Origin of the sequence: Sulfuricurvum kujiense DSM 16994 (assembly GCF_000183725.1) — a bacterium.
GTDB lineage: Bacteria > Campylobacterota > Campylobacteria > Campylobacterales > Sulfurimonadaceae > Sulfuricurvum > Sulfuricurvum kujiense.
The window spans coordinates 839,175-858,732 of the sequence record NC_014762.1 but is presented as its reverse complement, the minus strand read 5'-3'; the positions used below and the strand labels follow the sequence as shown (position 1 = coordinate 858,732).

At 46.2% G+C, this 19,558-nt stretch carries 22 protein-coding genes; 6 read left to right on the top strand and 16 right to left on the bottom strand.

Annotation, left to right across the window (positions count from 1 at the left end):
- Position 1: 1 nt before the first annotated feature.
- Positions 2-925: a 16S rRNA (cytosine(1402)-N(4))-methyltransferase RsmH gene (gene rsmH, locus SULKU_RS04385; protein WP_013459727.1), complete on the bottom strand. Its 924-nt coding sequence runs from the start codon at positions 923-925 to the stop codon at positions 2-4.
- 57 nt (positions 926-982) lie between these two features.
- Positions 983-2,278 (bottom strand): adenosylmethionine--8-amino-7-oxononanoate transaminase, encoded by a 1,296-nt coding sequence (locus SULKU_RS04380; RefSeq protein ID WP_013459726.1) that lies wholly within the window; start codon positions 2,276-2,278, stop codon positions 983-985.
- Positions 2,279-2,396: 118 nt separating this feature from the next.
- Here SULKU_RS04380 and SULKU_RS04375 point away from each other — a divergent pair, with 118 nt between their 5' ends.
- From SULKU_RS04375 to SULKU_RS04360, 4 genes are read left to right on the top strand one after another with little or no spacing between them, the layout of a single operon-like run.
- Positions 2,397-3,863, top strand: a complete 1,467-nt coding sequence (locus SULKU_RS04375) for a peptidylprolyl isomerase (RefSeq protein WP_013459725.1) — start codon at positions 2,397-2,399, stop codon at positions 3,861-3,863.
- A 1-nt stretch (position 3,864) separates the two neighbouring features.
- Entirely contained in the window at positions 3,865-5,271 is a 1,407-nt protein-coding gene (gene ftsA / locus SULKU_RS04370) for a cell division protein FtsA (RefSeq protein WP_013459724.1), read from the top strand.
- Between the two features lie 18 nt (positions 5,272-5,289).
- On the top strand, positions 5,290-6,432 hold the full coding sequence (ftsZ, locus tag SULKU_RS04365; protein WP_013459723.1) for a cell division protein FtsZ: 1,143 nt from the start codon (positions 5,290-5,292) through the stop codon (positions 6,430-6,432).
- A 12-nt stretch (positions 6,433-6,444) separates the two neighbouring features.
- Positions 6,445-6,735 carry a J domain-containing protein gene (locus SULKU_RS04360; RefSeq protein WP_013459722.1) on the top strand — a complete coding sequence of 97 codons (291 nt, stop codon included), beginning with the start codon at positions 6,445-6,447 and terminating at the stop codon, positions 6,733-6,735.
- 9 nt (positions 6,736-6,744) lie between these two features.
- Here the strand turns inward: SULKU_RS04360 and SULKU_RS04355 are convergent, their stop codons facing one another.
- From SULKU_RS04355 to SULKU_RS04295, 14 genes are all read right to left on the bottom strand, one after another.
- The gene (locus SULKU_RS04355; protein WP_013459721.1) at positions 6,745-7,497 is read right to left on the bottom strand and encodes an ABC transporter ATP-binding protein; all 753 of its coding nucleotides are present in this window, start codon (positions 7,495-7,497) and stop codon (positions 6,745-6,747) included.
- Complete coding sequence (locus tag SULKU_RS04350) at positions 7,494-7,976, bottom strand: DUF4149 domain-containing protein (protein ID WP_013459720.1); 483 nt, start codon at positions 7,974-7,976, stop codon at positions 7,494-7,496. The genes SULKU_RS04355 and SULKU_RS04350 overlap by 4 nt, the downstream gene beginning before the upstream one ends.
- A 103-nt stretch (positions 7,977-8,079) precedes the next feature.
- Entirely contained in the window at positions 8,080-8,904 is an 825-nt protein-coding gene (gene prmC, locus SULKU_RS04345) for a peptide chain release factor N(5)-glutamine methyltransferase (protein WP_013459719.1), read from the bottom strand.
- On the bottom strand, positions 8,889-10,133 hold the full coding sequence (locus SULKU_RS04340) for a M48 family metallopeptidase (RefSeq protein ID WP_013459718.1): 1,245 nt from the start codon (positions 10,131-10,133) through the stop codon (positions 8,889-8,891). The genes prmC and SULKU_RS04340 overlap by 16 nt, the downstream gene beginning before the upstream one ends.
- 34 nt (positions 10,134-10,167) lie before the next feature.
- A complete protein-coding gene (locus SULKU_RS04335; protein ID WP_013459717.1) occupies positions 10,168-10,365 on the bottom strand; it encodes a hypothetical protein in 198 nt (65 codons plus the stop codon).
- A 116-nt stretch (positions 10,366-10,481) separates the two neighbouring features.
- Complete coding sequence (locus SULKU_RS14295) at positions 10,482-11,156, bottom strand: energy transducer TonB (RefSeq protein WP_013459716.1); 675 nt, start codon at positions 11,154-11,156, stop codon at positions 10,482-10,484.
- A complete protein-coding gene (locus tag SULKU_RS04325; protein ID WP_013459715.1) occupies positions 11,153-11,536 on the bottom strand; it encodes an ExbD/TolR family protein in 384 nt (127 codons plus the stop codon). Before SULKU_RS04325 ends, SULKU_RS14295 begins: the two co-directional genes overlap by 4 nt.
- Positions 11,523-11,945, bottom strand: a complete 423-nt coding sequence (gene exbB, locus SULKU_RS04320) for a TonB-system energizer ExbB (protein ID WP_013459714.1) — start codon at positions 11,943-11,945, stop codon at positions 11,523-11,525. The genes SULKU_RS04325 and exbB overlap by 14 nt, the downstream gene beginning before the upstream one ends.
- Before the next feature lie 99 nt (positions 11,946-12,044).
- Complete coding sequence (locus SULKU_RS04315) at positions 12,045-12,728, bottom strand: Fe2+-dependent dioxygenase (protein WP_013459713.1); 684 nt, start codon at positions 12,726-12,728, stop codon at positions 12,045-12,047.
- 81 nt (positions 12,729-12,809) lie between these two features.
- A complete protein-coding gene (locus tag SULKU_RS04310) occupies positions 12,810-15,101 on the bottom strand; it encodes a TonB-dependent receptor (protein WP_013459712.1) in 2,292 nt (763 codons plus the stop codon).
- Between the two features lie 200 nt (positions 15,102-15,301).
- The gene (locus tag SULKU_RS04305; protein WP_013459711.1) at positions 15,302-17,329 is read right to left on the bottom strand and encodes a TonB-dependent receptor plug domain-containing protein; all 2,028 of its coding nucleotides are present in this window, start codon (positions 17,327-17,329) and stop codon (positions 15,302-15,304) included.
- Between the two features lie 38 nt (positions 17,330-17,367).
- On the bottom strand, positions 17,368-17,532 hold the full coding sequence (hemP, locus tag SULKU_RS14700; RefSeq protein ID WP_013459710.1) for a hemin uptake protein HemP: 165 nt from the start codon (positions 17,530-17,532) through the stop codon (positions 17,368-17,370).
- 126 nt (positions 17,533-17,658) lie between these two features.
- Complete coding sequence (ftnA, locus tag SULKU_RS04300; protein ID WP_013459709.1) at positions 17,659-18,156, bottom strand: non-heme ferritin; 498 nt, start codon at positions 18,154-18,156, stop codon at positions 17,659-17,661.
- 66 nt (positions 18,157-18,222) lie between these two features.
- Positions 18,223-18,555: a DUF2325 domain-containing protein gene (locus SULKU_RS04295; RefSeq protein WP_013459708.1), complete on the bottom strand. Its 333-nt coding sequence runs from the start codon at positions 18,553-18,555 to the stop codon at positions 18,223-18,225.
- A gap of 152 nt (positions 18,556-18,707) precedes the next feature.
- On the opposite strand from SULKU_RS04295, the gene SULKU_RS04290 reads away from it, so the two are divergent.
- Positions 18,708-19,355 (top strand): ferritin family protein, encoded by a 648-nt coding sequence (locus tag SULKU_RS04290; protein ID WP_013459707.1) that lies wholly within the window; start codon positions 18,708-18,710, stop codon positions 19,353-19,355.
- A 33-nt stretch (positions 19,356-19,388) separates the two neighbouring features.
- Entirely contained in the window at positions 19,389-19,538 is a 150-nt protein-coding gene (locus SULKU_RS14980; RefSeq protein WP_013459706.1) for a hypothetical protein, read from the top strand.
- Positions 19,539-19,558: the final 20 nt, after the last annotated feature.

The window sequence follows — 19,558 nt, the reverse complement described above, 5'->3', positions numbered from 1 at the left end:
TTCAATCTCTTCGTATTTCAAAAATTCGTAATTTGGCGCTTCGGCTCCGTGAGTTTGCACGAAGTTCGTCATCCTGGGCACTCAGCGGCTTTTTCGTAATAATCTTGCCGATAGCGTTCTTGTTCCCGCAGGTACAGCGCATCGCGTCATCGGGACAGATACAGTTTTTTCCCCATTTGGTGAAGCGGTTTTTGACGATCCGGTCTTCGAGCGAATGAAACGTAATAATCGCGACACGCAGATGCTTGAGTTTTGAGGCTTCGATCGCATCGAGCAGCCGCGTCAACTCGCCGAGTTCATCGTTGACTTCGATCCGGATCGCCTGCATCACCAGCGTCGAGGGGTGGATCTTTTTTCCCTTCGGCATCAGGTGAAAAATAGCGTTTGACAGCTCTTTAGCGGAGCTAAACGGACGGCGCTGAACAATCGTCTCCGCTACTTTTCTGGCATTGGTAACTTCGCCGTATTCGCGCAGGATGGTCTCCAGCGCGCCCTGCGAATAGTCGTTGACCACTTCGCCGGCACTCAGCGGCGCATCGGGGTTCATCCGCATATCAAGCGTATCGCTCTCGTACGAAAATCCCCTCTCACGCTGATCGAGTTGCAGCGACGATACCCCTATATCGGCCAAAATCCCGCAAATCTTTTCCCCTTTTTCTTCGATCGCATCACGGGCGACCTCAGAAAATCGCCCGCGGCGGATTTCGACACGGTTACCGAACGGTTCGAGCCGTTTGGATGAAAAAGCGATGGCGGTCGGGTCTTGATCGATCCCAATCAAGGAGAGTGCGGGATTGTTTTCGAGCAGCAGTGAGGAGTGCCCGCCGTATCCCATCGTGCAATCGATGACAATCCCCTCTTTGCACGGAGAAAACGCTTCGATCACCTCTCGGTACAAAACGGGGATATGGGGAGTTTCTTGCACACGGATGCCTTTGATTTTATTAGCACATATAATAGCTAAAGCTCACTAATATAGCGTTTAAATATTACCCAACGCCGACTCGATCGCATCAAAAACGCTCTTGAGTTCATCCGGGGTAATCACATACGGGGTCATAACGTAAATTACGCTTCCCAGCGGACGTATCAGAACCCCCTGTTCCATACAGAGCCGATGGATTTTCAATCCGATACGTTCATGGGGTTCAAACTCCTCCACTTCGATCGCCGCAATCATCCCGCATTGGCGTACCTCTTTGACTTTCGGCAGAGACTTGAAACGTTTCAGCTCCTCAGCCATGGCGGCAATGGTTTTACGGTTGTTCTCGATCACGTTTTCCGATTCGAAAATATCCAAAGTCGCATTGGCCGCTGCGCACGCCAACGCGTTGCCCGTATAGCTGTGCGAATGCAAGAAAGAGCGGACCGGATTGTAGTCGCAGTAAAACGACCCGTACACCGATTCCGTCGTAAGGACGACCGACAAGGGCAGATATCCCCCCGTAAGCCCTTTGGAGAGGACCAGAAAATCGGGGGTGATTTGCGCCTGTTCGCAGGCGAACATACTCCCCGTCCGCCCGAAGCCGACCAGAATCTCATCGGCAATGAAATGGATGCCGTACTCCTCGCACAACCGCTTCGTTTCACTCAAAAAGGCCGGATGATACATCTTCATCCCCCCTGCCCCCTGCACTAACGGCTCGACGATCAGTGCCGCAATCTCCTTGCCTCTTTCTTGAAGCAGTATTTCAAACGATTTTGCCGCTTCCAAAGCCGCTTCGATGCTCTGATCACGGGGGGACAGAGTCTGAATCGATCGGATCAGCAGCGGCTCATAAGTCTCCTTATAAAGCGCCACGTCTCCGACGGAGAGAGCACCCAGTGTTTCGCCGTGATAACTGTCCGTTAGAGAGACAAACAACCCCCTCTCTTCCCCCCTGTTTTTATGTGAGTGATAGGACATCTTTAATGCCACTTCTATCGCACTGGAGCCGTTATCGGCATAAAAACAGCGCGTTAGCCCCTCTGGGGAGAGTGCCACTAACCGCTCGGAAAGCCTGACAATCCCCTCATGGGTGAATCCTGCCAAAATGACATGTTCGAGCGATTCCAGCTGCTCTTTGATTTTTCGGTTGATATAGGGGTTGCAATGGCCGAAAAGATTGACCCACCAGCTACTGATCGCATCGATGATCCGATTTCCCTCAAAATCTTCCAGATAGACCCCGTCCCCTTTTGCAATCGGGACAAGAGGAATCGTCTCGTGATCTTTCATCTGTGTGCACGGATGCCACAAAACGTTCAAATCCCGTGCGGAAATCTCTAAATTATTCATTGAAACCCTCTATATATTGATTGTTTTATGATAACATCTGTTAGTCATGGTCTATTTTCATCGAAGTTTAATGCTAATGTGAATAGAATATCTGAATTTTACAACAGGATCGTTTAATATGATTACTTGGATGCAGCGCCATCGGAAATACTTGGTCATTACAATCTGGATCTCCACTATCGCTTTTATCGGAGCCGGATTCGTCGGATGGGGACAATACAACTACGGAGACAAAGCAGGTGCCGTTGCCAAAGTGGGAGATATTTCAATCACTTCAGCCGAACTGCAAAAAAGCTATTCCAACCTGTTTAACCAATACAATCAGCTTTTCCAGGGAAAATTTGACGAAAAACAAGCGCAGCAATTCGGACTTCAGCGTCAAGCCCTCCGTCAGCTTGTCAATCAGGCACTGGTTCTAAACCTTGCAAACAGCTACGGATTAACCGTAACCGATCAAGAGCTATGGGATGTTATCAAATCCCAAAGCGCATTTAGCAAAGACGGCACATTTGATAAATCAACATATGCCGAAGTACTCAAACAAAACCGCCTTACTATCAAAGAGTACGAAGAATCGATGAAAAAGGAACTTTTGATCCAAAAAACCCTCTACCTTCTCTCCTCGGGTGTAAAACCGATCGAAGAAAACACTCTTGCCGATGCACTTGGGGTATCGGATAAGATCAGCTACAAAATCCTCACTCCGGATATGATCTCTCTTGCACCGACCGATGCCGAGCTAAAAGCATTCTGGGAAAAACGATCGGGCGATTTTAAAACCACTCCGAGCTATGAAATCAGCTACGTAACGCAAACACCGATTACCGCCGCTCCGTCGCAAAAAGAGATCAGCGACTATTATGATATCAACCGCCAAATGCTCAAAAACGGCGAGGGAAAAGTGTTGAGCCTGCAAGAGGCCCAACCGATCATTGTTGCCGCGCTTAATGAAAAAGCAACTGAAAAAGAGGCGCTCCGACTCTATATCGATTATAAAAAAGGATCCCTCAAACCCGGGATGAAACCTCAAACAGCAACCGTAACAAAAAGCGTATCTCCTTTTGCTCCGGAACTGACAAAAGAGATCACAGAGCTCTCGACAGAAAAAGCGTTCTTAAAACCGCGTAAAGTCAGCAACGGCTATGTGATCGTCAAACTCGATAAAATGGACCCAGCACGACCAAAAACGTACGAAGAGGCAAAAACCGATGTTATGGCCCTCTATTTGAACGATACCAAAAAAACCAAACTTCAAGAGTTAGCCCAAAACAGCTATAAAACATTCAGCGGAACAACAACCGATTATCTGACACGCAAAGAGAGCGCCAAAATAGCAGGATTGAGTGAACCTGAGGGTTCGGAGTTTTTATCAAAACTGTTTGCGTCCAAACAAAAACAAGGTTTTATCACTTTAGAGAGCGGAAATGTTATTATGTATAACGTTTTGGAACAAAAGTTGCTTCAAGATAGAACATTAGCGGATGGAAATGCCGTGCTTAAGCTCAAAGGGAGCTTGATGGATCAGGGGCTGATCAAAGCACTTGAGAGCAAGTACCCAGTTGAAATCTATGTAGAGGGGATTTGATTTGAAACGTACCGTTTTAGCCATTGATATCGGCTCAACTAAAATTTGTGCGCTCATCGCGGAAATCGACGATGACAACAATGCACAAATTATCGGAGCCGGTATTGCAAAAGCACAAGGGCTTCGTAAAGGGAGTATCACCAACATTGAGCTTGCATCCAAATCCATCAAAAGTGCCCTGAACGATGCCAAGCGGGTTGCGGGAACGGAACTGCGCAGTGCCATCGTCACGATTTCGGGTGCCTATACGAAAAGCTTAAATTCCAGCGGTATCGTCAATATCCCGAATAAAGAGATTACACTCAATGAGATCCAGCGTGTTATGCACACCTCATTGTATAACGCCAATATCCCCAACGAATTTGAAGTGCTGCATGCCCTCCCGTATAACTTCAAAGTAGATGATCAGGATTTTATCGAAGATCCGCTCGGAATGAATGCCGCGCGTTTAGAAGTTGAAACCCATATCATCACTACCCAAAAGAGCAATCTCAACAACCTTCGCAAAGCGGTCAAAGCTGCCGGTGTCGAGGTTGAGAGTGTCGTTCTAAGCGGCTATGCTTCAGCTATCGCCGTTCTCAATGCGGATGAAAAAGAGCTCGGTGCCGCCGTCGTCGATATGGGAGGCAATACGAGCAATATCGTTATCCATTCGGGGCATGCTATCCGATACAACGATTTCCTCGGTGTCGGTTCCAACCACATCACAAATGACCTCTCTATGGCTTTGCACACCCCTCTGCATACCGCTGATAATGTCAAAATCACTTACGGTTCGCTGTATGCGCCTAGCAACGATCTTATCGAGCTTCCGGTTATCGGCGATGAAACATCCAGCCATGAGGTCTCTTTGGAAGTCGTTCATAACGTTATCTATGCACGGGTAGAAGAGACCTTGATGATTATCGCCCAATCGATTGAAAAAAGCGGCCTGAAAGAGCACATGGGTGCGGGTGTCGTCCTCACCGGAGGCTTTACCAAAATCGAAGGGCTTCGCGAACTGGCAGTTGCCATTTTAGACAATATGCCGGTACGCCTGGCAAAACCGACCGATGTGGGCGGATTATTCGATACACTCAGAGATCCTTCTTATTCGGGGGCTGTCGGTTTGATTAAATATCTGGCCGACGGCTACACTGCCTATGAGATCGATGTCAACCGTCGTATGCGTCATGCCGGCGAAGAGTCTGCAACGCATACCGGGTCGCTCCCCGAAGAAGCGCCGAAATTTGAACCTATCGCTCCGGCATCCTCTACTCCGACATCAGCGGCGCCAACGCCTCCGGTCAAGGATGAGAAGATAGCCGAATCAGCGACAATGGTCAATATCGGATCAAACAAACCTGTTCAAGATGATCAACCTAACCCTATTTCCAAGTTTTGGAATTGGGCAACTCAACTATTTTAATCACGTCAAGGAGCAAGCATGGAACCATTTTCAATTGAAGAATCAACAACACTCACCGGGGCGAGAATCGTAGCTGTCGGCGTCGGCGGCGGCGGCGGTAATATGATCGGCTATATGCTCAAAGAAGCTATTCCGGGCATCGAACTGATCATGGCAAATACCGATGCCCAAGTTTTGGAGCAAGGTTCTGCCGCTACCAAAATCCAACTCGGTGCAAAACTTACCAAAGGTTTGGGTGCAGGAATGAAACCCGAAGTGGGTAAAGAATCGGCGTTAGAAAGCTATGAAGATTTATCACGCGCCCTAGAGGGTGCGGACATCGTTTTCGTTGCGGCAGGTCTCGGAGGCGGTACAGGAACCGGTGCGGCTCCGATCATCGCCAAATGTGCCAAAGATGTCGGTGCATTGACCATTGCGGTTGTCACCAAACCTTTTTCGTTCGAAGGGAAAAAACGTCTCAAGCTTGCGGAAGACGGTCTTCAAGAACTTAAAAACGAATCTGACTGTATCGTTGTTATTCCAAACGACAAACTTCTCTCGATTATTGATCCGAAACTCGGAATCAAAGAGAGCTTTAAAATCGTTGACAGCGTACTTGCTCGCGCCGTTAGCGGTACATCGGGTGTTATTCTTGCCAGCGGCGACAACGACATCAACCTTGACTTTGCCGACTTACAAACTGTTATGAGCCACCGTGGTTTGGCTCTCATGGGTGTGGGTGAATACAAAGGTGAAAATGCGGCATACGAAGCGATTAAAAACGCTATCGAATCTCCGTTGCTCGATAACATGTCGGTTAACGGCGCACTCGGTGTATTGGTACACTTCAGTATGCACCCTGAGTTTCCGTTTATGGAACTCTCTGCGGCGATGGATGTCGTCCATAACAGCGTCGATGAATCAGCTGATGTTATCTTCGGTACGACTACCGATGAATCATTGCCGAAAGATTTTATCCGCATTACCCTCGTTGCGACCGGTTTTGAGAAAAAAGCGGCACAGGGAATCAATAACAGCGAGTTTGAAAACAAAGAGGCGGTTGCCGCAGCTGTTGATAAACCGCGTGTTGTAGCACGTCCTGCTGCCCGCATGGTAGCCAACGGCGACTACACGGAAGATTTTCTGGATGTTCCGACATTCATGCGTCAGCAAAGAGACTAAACCCTCCCTTCCATGCTCTCATTTGACACGCTCATGAAGGCCAAAACGCTCCTTGGCCTGAGCGATAAAGCTACCCTCTTTGATATCAAAAGCCGCTATAAAAGTATGATGCAGCAGTGGCATCCCGACAAACATCCTGAAGACCCTGAAACGGCTCACGCCATGAGTACACAGATCAACGAAGCCTACGCGATCCTTCTCGAATACTGTTCCAACTACGAATACAATCTGGATGAAAACTTTTTAAAAGAGCAGACCCTCACCCCGCAGGAGTGGTGGGCAAAGAAGTTTGGGGGAAGATAGATCAGTATCTCAATGAAATGCTATCGGCCCTTCGGCACGTGCATGGATAAACTGCTGAACGACGGCATTCGATGAGTTTTTAAAGGCCTCTTTATCCCCCGCTTCGACGATCACGCCGTCAAAGAGCATCGCATAATTGTCTCCCGCTTTAAAACTCTCGGCGATATCATGGCTGATAAGGACGGAGGTCATACCGATATCGTTACGCAAGCCGTTGATCATCTGCGTGATAAAGTCGCTGGTGACAGGATCTAAACCCGACGTCGGCTCATCGTATAAGATAACTTCCGGTTCCAATGCTAACGTGCGGGCAAGCCCTACACGCTTGCGCATCCCGCCGCTCAGTTCTTCGGGATAGAGCGATTTGACGATTGCAGGATCAAGACCTACCATCGTGAGCTTCTCGTCGATTTTATACTCCAGTTCCTTCGGAGTCAGTTTTTGATGTTCCCGCATCGGGAATGCGACGTTCTCACTAATGTTCATACTGTCAAACAACGCCCCGCTTTGAAACAAAAAGCCGACCTTCGTTCGAATAGCGCGCAAGGTTGTCTCGTCGGCGTTATCGACCCGTACCCCGTCAACCGTTATGGTTCCGTGATCAGGTTTTAACAACCCGACGATATGTTTGATAATCGTCGATTTTCCTCCGCCGGATACACCGAAAATAACGGTCGTTTTGCCCCGCTCTATTTCGAGATTTACCCCTTTGAGGATTTCGCGTTTTCCAAAACTTTTCGTTACATTTTCAAAACGGATCATCTTTTCACCGCCATCAAGTAAGCTCGTCGAACGAATAAAATCACTAACATCACCAACAGGATTTTAAAGTCGATTTCGCTCGCTTTGTGGAGCGCTTCAAACGACTCGTCAATCGCCGCTTCCCCACGCGCTTGGTATTCCAAAATCTTTGGGGTATAGACGGCACTGAATAAAAGGAGTGTCCCGATAGAACCCATAGCGCTTAACATCGAGATTTTATCGATTTGCATAACTTTGTAGCGGGAAACTTCATAGAGTGCTATGATCACCGTCATAAAGTAAGCCCAATAGGTAAAACGGTGAAAGATTTCACCCATGATTTTCCCCTCTTCATACCGCGAGAGAAGCGGCAATGTCAAATAGAGTTCCGAATGAAAAACCACGGCGGCTACAAAAGCGCCCAATACCAAAACGGCACCGGCCGTCATAGCGATCAATAAAAGATAGGCAATGTCGATAAGTGCTTTTTTATTATTCATTTTGTTCCTTTAATACGCTCAGGGAATAAAATCCCCTAAGCTACGCTAACACTAGGTTCTCTTCGGCAGAGTGCCCGCGCGCACTTTTGCGCTCTTTGATCCCTTAAATTTTTAAAATAAATCCCCGATCAAACGAGGCGTAATCGGTATAAAAATCCAAAGATTGTACCGCAAAAGATTTTAGATATTCCTGCACTTTGATCCGCTGATCGTAACCCATCTCACATGCAAACATCGGGATACGCCGTTTGTAGACTTCATCCAGCAAACGCTGAATAATCTCATCACCCACGTCACCACCGAAAAGTGCATTTTGAGGCTCATAGCTGAGATTCGATTCCAACGGTGCATCATGAGCGATGTAGGGGGGATTGGAGACCAACAGATCGATTTTTTCATCGATGCACGAGAGCAGATCCCCTTCGCGCAGTTCAATCCGATCACTGAGACCGAACGCCTCGATGTTGCGCCGTGCGACGGCTAACGCTTTGGGCGAGATATCGACGGCGATTAAACGGGCTTGGGGAAGATGAAGTGCCAGCAAGATCGAAATAATGCCGCTCCCTATGCCAACTTCGACGATAGTAATTACATCATCTGCGGGTACCCGTGACAACACCTCATCAACCAAATGTTCGGTTTCGGGTCGGGGGATCAATGCCCCCTCATCGATGTAAAATTCACGGCTGTAGAAACTGACACGGTTTGTCAGGTATTCGAGAGGGACATTACGGCTGCGCTTTTCGATCCACTCAAACAATCTCGGATCATTATCATCGATAAAGTCATCTTGATGGGTAATAAAATAGAGCTGGTCTTTTTGCAGATAGGCCATCAGCAGAAGTTCCGCTTCACGGCGCGGAGATTCAACAACTCCGTTCAAGCGGAGTGTAATCTCTTCGTGAAGCTCTTTTAATCGTTTGGACATGGATCGGCGTATCCCTCATCCGCATTAACATGAATATCATACCCCAGCGCACGCAGCCGATCGACGACCGGCGGATGGGTGGTATGGAAAAAGCGGTAAAGAGGATGCGAAAGAGGAAAACTCTTATTTTCAGCCACCAGTTTTTTCAGAGCGTTGACCAGATACTCCGCACCGCCGAGTTCGGCACCGGTCCGATCCGCCTCATACTCGTTATGACGGCTCATCATTCCAAAGAGCGGCATAATGACAAAACTCACGACCGGGAGGAGAAGGACAAAGAGCATCATCACGATCTGCGGAGACTGAGCGACTCCGAGCTCCATGTAAAGGGTGTCGGGGAGATTGCCGAATATCGCAAACATCCCGAAAAGCATTGCCCCTACCATTGCGATATTTTTGTACAGATCGCCGTGGGCAAAATGGCCAAGTTCATGCCCGAGTACCGCAATCAGTTCGGACGGAGAGAGTTTTTCGATCAATGTGTCAAACAAAACAACCCGTTTGGTTTTTCCCAGACCGCCGAAATAGGCATTTAGCCGCGCATCCCGCTTGCTCGCGTCACTCACATACACGCCGCTGCTGACAAACCCCGTTTTGTTCATCAACTCTTCGATCTTTTCGCGCAGCTCGCCGTTTTCCAGAGGAGTGACTTTATCAAAAAAGAGGGCCCGAATCGTCGGGAAAAGCATGTTGATCGCGATCACGACGGCAAAAATAAAAGCAAAGCTCCACACCCACCATAACGCACTCGACGTTATAATCATCGCGACGATCCAGACAATAAAACTTCCGATGATAACCGTCAAAACAGCACCGATCACAGTGTCTTTAATAAACTGCGCCGTAGTTGAACGGTTGAAACCGAACTCTGCATCGATTTTGAATTTAGCGATCCAGCCAAACGGAAGCTGAACCAGTGAATTGATCAAAATCATTCCGATGACAGCGGTGATCGTATGAAGGGTTTCACTTTCAATCGCTAACGCGCCGTCCAACCAAGCCATCATGCCGCCCATCCAGACCAGGAACAGGAGAAATTCGACAAAGGTTTCGACCATACCGAGTTTCTCTTTGGCCACAGCGTACGCCGCGGCGTCACGATACTCTTTTTCGCCCATCAGCACGGCGCCTTTGCATTTAACCTGATTGATATAGCCGATTTGCATGACACTTACATACAATCTGACAAAAATATAAAGCGTATAAATCCCAACTATGGTTGCAATCATTCAGTTCCTTGGATAAAAAAGGGGAATTCTACCATTATTTTACGGGAACTTTTCCGATGGACTCTTCGACCGGGATCGAATCATTCGCTTTTCCGTAATAGTTTTTAGCCATGGTAAAAGCAACACCTATGAGCAAGACGGAAATGATAACCGTCCATACGACTTTCTTTTTAGACCCTTTTAACGTATTGTAATCTTCAATCGACTCCAATGTAGGTTCATTGTTTTTCATAGCTATCTCCTTAGGATGATATTAACAAAATCTTAGCTATCTTAACCTAGAAACGGTTAACGAATATTCCCTAGTTTGACGATTTAAGTTTGAATATTATTTTGTTTTTACGTCAACTAGGTTCGAATTTTCAATGCATAATTGAGTGGGACGGTAATTCTGACCGATTTGGGAGGCTTTGGAAAATACTCTGCGGTTTTTTTAATGAGAGAAAGCGCATCCTCATCTAAAATATCATAACCTGAGCTTCCGACAACTTTAACATCTTCGACCTCACCGTTATGTTTCAAGCGAAAGGTTACTTTTACTGCTCCCTCTTGTTTCAATCGTACTGCTTGAGAAGGATACTTACGATATTTCACTAAAAGATCCCGAATAGTAGAGAGATGATCATCTAAATATTGTTCTTCGGCATTGACCGGAGGAGTTATCGGCTGATGAGTCGATACCGGTGGAATTATTTTTGGCTCCATCTGAGCTAATTGAGATGTTTCAATGGGTTTGCTTTCTACGATTAGCTCTCTGGTTTCAGGCTGTGGTTTTATCTCTTCGACAATTTTAACCTGTTCAACAATGGGAAGCTGTGAAGTTGGCTGAACCGTCTCCTTTGGTATAGGTTTTACTATCTGCTTTTCAACATTCTGTGGTTGCGATGGAGTGGGTTCGGTTAAAGAAAGTTCCAACACAATCTCTTCATCTTTTTCTTTTGGGATAGTCGTAAAGGCTATGGCACCGGTTATGAATCCAGCATGTAAAATGGCAGATAAAAGAAAAGAGCGTTTGGTTTTCATGATTCCTTCTTGGTCATAATCGATATTTTCTCGATTTTTTGGAGTTTTAGCTGGTCTAAAATGAAAATGAAATCATTAAAAAATGATTTTTTATCCCCCAATACACTCACACTCACATCACTGTCCAGAGTCGAAATAGCTTGTGTTAATTCACTTTGGCGCATCTCTTTGCCGTTCCAAAATATCGTTCCATTTTCATTGATCGCAATTTCAATCTTCTGAGGTGGCTGCTCTTTAGCGCTTGCGGCTTTGGGGAGATCGAGTTTGATCGCACCGGAAGCTACAAACGTCGAAATCGTCAAAATAATCGCCAAAAGAACCAATACGACATCAATAAGAGGAACGACGTTGATCCCCTCGACACGTTTAAGCGCACGCATCTTCGAATTTCCCCATCAATAAATCGACTTTACGTAAACATGCACTGTAAATCATCATGGACGGAATGGCTACCAATAATCCTAACGCCGTTGCTTTTAGGGCAAGAGAAAGACCGATAACAACCACTGATGGTTCCATACCACCACTTTGGCCAATCTCATAAAACACCACCATAATCCCCGAAACCGTTCCGAGCAATCCGACATAAGGAGCATTAGAACCGATGACTGAAATAGTGGTAAGATTTTTCGTCAGCTCTGCTTCGGCTTGGTTTTTGGTTTCGTAATGGTTTATCTCAATGGATCGATAGTAAAAAAATCGCTCTATCCCATATGCAAAAGCAATTACGCTCATCAACCCTAAAATACCCAATGTCGCGTAATCGACTACTAACTTTAACTCTTCCATTTAACACTCCTGTTAATAAATTTAATCGCCCTGTTCTCTCGTCATACTCGCGAAGACGGGTATCCAGCTAGATTCCCGCCTTCAGTGGAATGACGATGATTACGTATCAGCCCACGTACGGAGCAGATTATGATAGATGCTGGTGAGTTTTACCGTATCTTCATCGTCTCCTAAACGCTCACGAAACGCCATGATCGACATGTCCAAATCAAACAATAGTCGCCGTCGATCGGTTTCACGAATCATGCTCTCCAACCATGTAAAACACGCTATACGAGCCCCCCTTATCACCGGTTCAACGCGGTGAACACTTGAGGATGGATAGAGAACCAAATCCCCTGCTGGTAGTTTGACCACTTGCGACCCAAACGTATCTTCGATGACCAACTCTCCCCCATCGTATTCCTCAGGATCGGAAAAAAAGAGGGTAAAAGAGAGATCGCTACGAACCCTCTTTCCACCGCCGCGCATCGTTCGGACCGCGTTATCGACATGGTTTCCAAACGTGTTGAACTTACCCGTATAACAGTTGAATAACGGTGGGAAAATCTTTTTCGGCAATGCCGCCGTAAAAAACAACGCGTTATTGCTCAGTGCGTCCAAAACGATTTTTTGCAATGCAATTGCTGCTTCAGAATCTTCGGGAAGCTGAAGATTGTTTTTGGCTTTCGCCGCCTGTGTGCCGCTCGTCACATTGCCGTCAACCCATGTTGAAGAAGTTAAAATCTCTCGACATTGAGCCACCTGTTCTTGAGTAAGAACATTAGGTATATGGAGTAACATTTCTTTTCCTTTGCCTAAATTTTGGATTGAAAAGATCGCTATCTTCTCAATCCAAAACTCCCGCGAGGGGAGTAGACTCTTTTAAAAGAATTTATAATCGAAAGTCACTTGTGCGGTACGTCCCGTTCCCGGTACGGCAAAACCGCCATTGATATAGACCGATTCATAATAGGTTGTGTCCAAAAGATTTTTGACATTTAACTGCACCGCATAGTTCTTTTGAATATACGCAATCATCGCATCGTATCGGATATAACTCGAAGCCGTATTCGGATCAAACACGTTTGATGCGTTTTCATTCGCATAACTGTAAACTGCACGATCCCCTTTTCCTTCTAGACCTGCACCAATTTTCCATCCACCACTCAGGTTATAGGTTGTCCAAAGATTAAACGTATAGTCCGTCGAGTTTGGCGGTTTTTGTCCGATGTACATATCGTCTTTACCCGGGGTGACCTCATCGACTTCAGGATCCATCAATGCCAATCCCGCAAACACATCCCAATTGTCACTGATTCGACCGGCTACCTCAAACTCGATACCGTCGGTATGCCGCTCTTTGGAGAGAATCGGATTACTCGAAGCACTCGCTACGTCGGTATTACGTTCCCACTCTTTGATGGTGCGATAAATTGCGGTACGGATAGAAAGATCACCATCCATCAGCTCAAATTTTGCCCCTAACTCATAAGTTTTAGAACGTTCCGGATCATACGCGTTTGAGAATGAATATAAATCTCCGGTTGTGTTGAACGAATTATTCCACGACAAATAGTAATGTTGCTGTTTGTTCGGCTGATACGATAATCCAGCACGGTAACTCATCTCGTTAAAATGGAGCTCACCGTTTTGCACCATATCGGCTCCGGTATAGTAGTCCATATTGAGCCAGTCTTTACGAAATCCTGCCATCACTTTCCAATTCGGGATCACTTCAATGACATCCTGTGCGTAAAGTGCCCACGTACGCCCTTTGTATCCGCCGCTGATATTGCGTTCTTTATTTCCGTAAATTGCTTTATACGCATCCGGAAGGGTTGAACCTGATTCGGCGGTTGTCGGCATTTGTGCTGACCACGAACCGGTGGCACTGGTACGAGAATAGATAATCCCGTTACTCGCTACGTATCGTCCTGTCGCTGAATCCGGTAATCCATTAGCAGGACCATTGGCATCGGTTATAGCAGGATAATACGATGATAATCCATCATGACCCCAACGTACTTGTTCTTCACGCAAAAATTCAGACCCGACAAGCGCTTCGTGTTTCAATCCGAGTGCTTCAAATTTGGTGATGAAATCGTTTTGCCATGTATCCGTTTTCTCTTTTGCTCCGTTTCCTTTGGTTCCTCTGGTAATTTCATTATCAGGACCGCTGGTCGTATCGTATCCTCCCGGTGCCGTCGCCCAGTTATCACGGAGGTAATCAGCATGTCGAATCACCGAACGTAACTGGGTATCTTTGGCAAATTTATGGGTATAACTCGCCGTCGTAATGTTGACACGGTTATCTTCATAATCATCGGTAAAACCGTAATAGGCTTCATTACCCACATCCGCAGGGCGCTGTGTCGCACGATCAAAAGGCACCCCATAATCGGGAGTAATATGAGTTTTCATGTACATATGGGACAAACTAAACTCGTTATCGGTATTCAACCCAAACGTAATCGTCGGAGCGATCCCCGTCGTTTCGTTATAGACATCGTTACGGGTACTGCCTGAATCCATCCCCATTGCATTAAATCTCAATGCCGTCGTCTCATTCAACATTACATTAATATCGGTCGAAGCTCGTTTGTACTCATCCGTTCCGGCTGTGATGGAGAGCTTCCCGAAGTTTTCCGCTTCCGCGTCTTTACTCACTTGGTTAATAACGCCGCCCGCTTGACCACGACCAAACAACATTGCCGCACCGCCACGCAGCACATCAACCGATTCGAGATTAAACGTATCACGATTGTACTGAGCAACATCACGGATACCGTCGAGATACAAATCGCCGAATGTATAAAACCCGCGTAAGTTCATGTTATCCCCGATCCGTCCCCCCTCAGCAGCATTGAAAGTAAGACCTGATACGTTACTGAGAGCCTCTTTGAGGGTAAATTCCGATTTATCGTGCAGCAACTCTTTCGTTACTACCGTGATTGCCTGCGGGATATCATGTGCCAACTGTCCGGTTTTAGCAGTTTTAGAAATCCCCGGCTGATAGCGTGGCAACTCAATTTCGACGGTTTCTTGAATATCGATCACCTTGATCGACGCATTGGAATCGGCAGAATTTGCCAACAACGAGCTTGCACTCATACTAAGCAACATCGCACCGATCGGCAGTGATTTCGAGTTTAAAAAACGGTTGTGATAGGCCATAGGCACTCCTTAAGTTATAGAAGTGGCTGGCTACAGGCTTAAGGAGAATAAAAAGCGTTGGCTGGCTAATTCTAAAAGCAATTGATAATTACTTTCATTTGTGAAAATATAGCCTAACTCTCAAATCATGTCAATAGTGATAAGCATTATTAAATACACAAGGTGCAAAAATTTAGGTTTACATAAGAAATAATGGAGCGCTACCAGCGCCCTTCCAAACTCAGCAAGACTTGCGGTTCGGAATTTTCATGATCGATTTGGATTTCACTCAGTACACCGCTGCTGTATCGTTTGGTCGTTGTTTTAATAGATTCCTGAGTAATATTTTTCACATTCAACCCGAGTTTATAGGTGGGGCTTAGACGTTTGGTCGCGTACAAATCGAGCGTCCCGTACCCTTTTTGCGATTCGGCGACGCCGCTCTCATCCGTCGGATCATCATAGCCGCTGACATAACGGTATGCCGCACCGTAGGTAAGACGGTACGGTTTTAGAGTGTGATCGATACCGATATTGTAGAGATAGTCATTGGTCCCCTTAATCGTCCGTTTCACACCGTTACTGACAAGCGATGAGTTTTGAAAAGTTGCATTTCCGAAAACGCCCAGGCCGCTCACATACGAATCGAGTGATTTTTTGAGCTCCAATTCCAAACTCCATAACTTCCCTTCACCCGCATTATACGGACGTTGCACGTACCGTCCACCCTCCAATGTCGTCAGCTTTTCGATTTTGTCACTGATATCGCGATAAAAACCGCTGAGACTCATAATCCCTTTGTCGTTGAAGAAATGTTCATAACGCAGTTCGTAGCTCAGTGCCGATTCCTCTTTTAGATGCGGATTACCCGCTACATCCGGGTGGTTTAAGTCATTTTGATTCAATGAACTGTCAAGTGAAGCGGAAAGTTCATTTAAACGGGGCAATTTAACCGTTTTGGCAATGCTTGCGCGAAGGTTGTCGTTTTCGCTCAGTTTAACCAGAGCATGAAGAGACGGAGCAGCGTAATCGATGGCCGAATTTTGTTCAACTTGCCGTAAAGAGCGCTCGAAACGGATTCCCGGAGTTAAAACCATTTTCTCTCCGATACCGATTTCATCTTGAATATACCACGCTCCCTTATATTCCCGCAGGCGTTGATGATCATCCGTAGTAACTGCACCGTTTACAGTGTTCACTACATCATCGCTCTGTCGAAGACGTTTGAGTACAGCCCCGGTTTTGATAAAATGCGCATCCAATGCTTTCGAATAACTCCCCTCTGCGCCGACGGCACGAAACGATCCCTCATCATTCTGTTTGCGTCTTGTTATTCCGTTATAAGTACGCGTTATCCCCTCTGAATCGTTTTCATGGTATTTGAGTTTCCATTCGATCAGTTCCGTTCCCGAAAGATTATGAGTACCGGAAAGTTTTGACCACAGCATCAAAGCATCTCCGTCATCGCTTTGATCAATCGTCTCGTTTACCCCACCGAGCCGTTTTTCGAGCGTATCGCGGCGGTAGTCGCTTCGATTGAGTGCTCCGTCAAACATATATTTATCTTTTGACGTGGGGGCATAAATGAGTTTGGTATTCAAACTGAGTGAACGAAACCGTCCCTCTGAATCGCTATCTTCCACGTAGGTGCCGGTTTGGCTGGATGCGGTATTTTTTTCTGAATTATCCGAGAGAGTCGTATTTATAAGATACGAAAGCTTTCCGACTTTGCCCTCATGCTGTGCGAACACTGACGCCAGCGGCTCATCCCTATAGGCTCCCGCGGTCAGTTTCGCCGTCGTTTTAGTATCCGATGAAGGTTTTTTAAGGACGATGTTGACGATCCCTCCCATCGATTCGGCAGTGTATTCGGCAGAACCGTTGGTCATAACCTCTAAACGTTCAATCATTTCCGGGCTGATCTGTTCCAGCGGATTTCCCCGTTTTGTAGCGGATATCTCTTCACCGTCGATCAGTACTTTCGTATACCCTTTCCCGGGGGCGCCTTTTTTCCCTTTTCCGTCACTGATCGTGACTCCCGGAGTCCGTTTGAGCATCTCTAATGCATTCATATCGCCGTATTGGGTCAACTCTTCGCCTTTGATAATCCGTTTCGCAATCGAGGCATCTTTACGCTCCTCGATTACACTGTAGGTTTCTTCAACGGATATTTTATCAAGTTGAAGTATCTCTTCGGCGCAGACAAGTGAAAAAGAACAGGCTAGAAAAATAAACGGGCGGTAAAACAAAAAAGTCCTTTGATAGAGTATGTTTTAAAATAGACTATCTATTTTGTAAGGATCAGTTTGTTCCCTTTGGTGATCCGCAAAATATAGATAGCATCGCCGTGAACGATACGGATTGACGCTCCGTTTTTAAACAACTCTTTGCTTTCAATAACGGCGTTATTATACTCTAAAGATATTTCTTCATCCCTGTTTTCATTTAACATGTGCACCCTTTTCGCAGCAGACGATGTATCGTTTTATCCTCTCTCGAACCTTGATCATTACCATTTTCCATATTGGTTTCCTTGATTGTTTTTTTCTGATTTTTCGGGAAAAATCCCGAAATCGTTTTATACTTTATTCGACATTTTCCCTATCTCTTTGTCTACGAGGAATAATCCACGCCCATCAAGCCCGATAATCTCGATCATATCCAGTATAGAACGGAATAAATGTTCCTCTTCGTGCTGTTCGGCAACATACCATTGAAGAAAATTGAACGTCGAGTAATCTTTCTCTTCCAAGCACGCATCAACCAGTGCATTGATTTTTGCCGTAATGAATTTTTCGTGTTCGAATGTTTTTTCAAAAACATCGTTAATCGATCCAAACTCATACGGCGGTTCATCCAATGCACCGATACGGGCCATGGCTCCGGTTTCATTCACATAGGTAAACAGTTTGCGCATGTGCGAATGCTCATCATCGCTGTGTGCTTCGAGGAAGCGTGCCGATCCGCTCAGTTTCTGGTGTCCGCACCATGAACTCATTGCCAGATATAAATTGGCTGAATAGTCTTCGAGTGCGATCTGCTCGTTGAGCAGTTTTAATATAGTGGGTTTTAGCATTGTATGCCCCTCATAAAAAATGTGCTGGCTAATGGCATGTATGCGTTGGCTCGCAAAAACAGACGTTTATTTGCATCCCCCTGAACAAGAGGGATTCATGCACTTATTCTGCCGAATCCCCTCTACCATTTGGGTGATTTGACACTCGCTGCATCCGCTGAGGCCTTTAACACAAATAAAAGGGATATCGCATTTTTTCGCTTGTCGTTTGAAATGGTCCATCGAATTGTGTTTCAAAAAATCGGTCAACATAATAATCATGTCGGTATTTTGTGGAAGCTGCTTATGGGATGTTGAATTTCGTCGGCTGTTCCAATGATGTGTTTTGGTAGCACCCAATGTTTCCAACAGCGATTGAAGCCGCGTGATTTTATCTCCGCCGATAACCAGTACAGACATTGGAAAATCCTTTTTGATAATTTATATCAAAATACTATCTGTACCATCCTTAAAGTTTTATAATATTGATAATAGATATCAACGAAAAAAGCTCTTGATTTCTTCTTTTTCTGCTACTATATACAAAATACAGCGAACACAAAGGGGGATACATGCGTCAGTACGAAACGTATCACTGCAATATCTGCGGCAATGAAGTCGAAGTCCAAAATGTCGGAGGCGGAACGCTGGTGTGCTGCGGAAAAGAGATGGAGATGACCACAACAAGCCTCACCGCGGTAAATCTTATGAAAGCGTTCGGCGGCGAGAGCATGGCGAGAAATAAATACGAACTGTTTGCCGATATCGCCCGTGATGAGGGGTGGCATGCGGTTGAACGCCATTTTCGTGAAGCGGCGGTAAACGAAATGTATCACGCACGCGCCCAGTACAAAGCGTACCATAAGCTGATTCACGGATGTGAAGTCGATGCAACCGCCGCTAATCTCGACACCGCAATGGCAGGGGAACACTATGAGCACGAAACCATGTATCCCGGATTCAGCCTCATAGCCAAAGCCGAAGGGCACAACGACCTGGCCCGCCTATTTACCGCTATCGGTAAAGTCGAAGTAGAGCATGAGCGGGAATACGCCGCACTCAAAGAGGCCCTCATCACCGACAGTTTCTTCAGCAGTGAAGAAGAGGAGATATGGGTGTGCGAAGTGTGCGGACATATCCATCGGGGGAAAAAACCGCCGGTTGCCTGCCCTTTGTGCAAAGTGGGTCGCGAATATTTCAAACGTGAACATTTAGCTTAATGCTATCCCCTTTTTGGGGAGATGGAGGCTCTGATGAAAACACTGTGCAAACTCAAAAAAGATGAACTGGCGGATGACTTTAAACAAATAGTCAAAATCGTCAAAAAACCGAAATTTATCTGTGAAAAATGCGCACGGGTCGCCAAAGAGAAAAAATATCTCTGCAATCCGGTCAGTCTATAAGGAAAAAGCGATTCGACAGC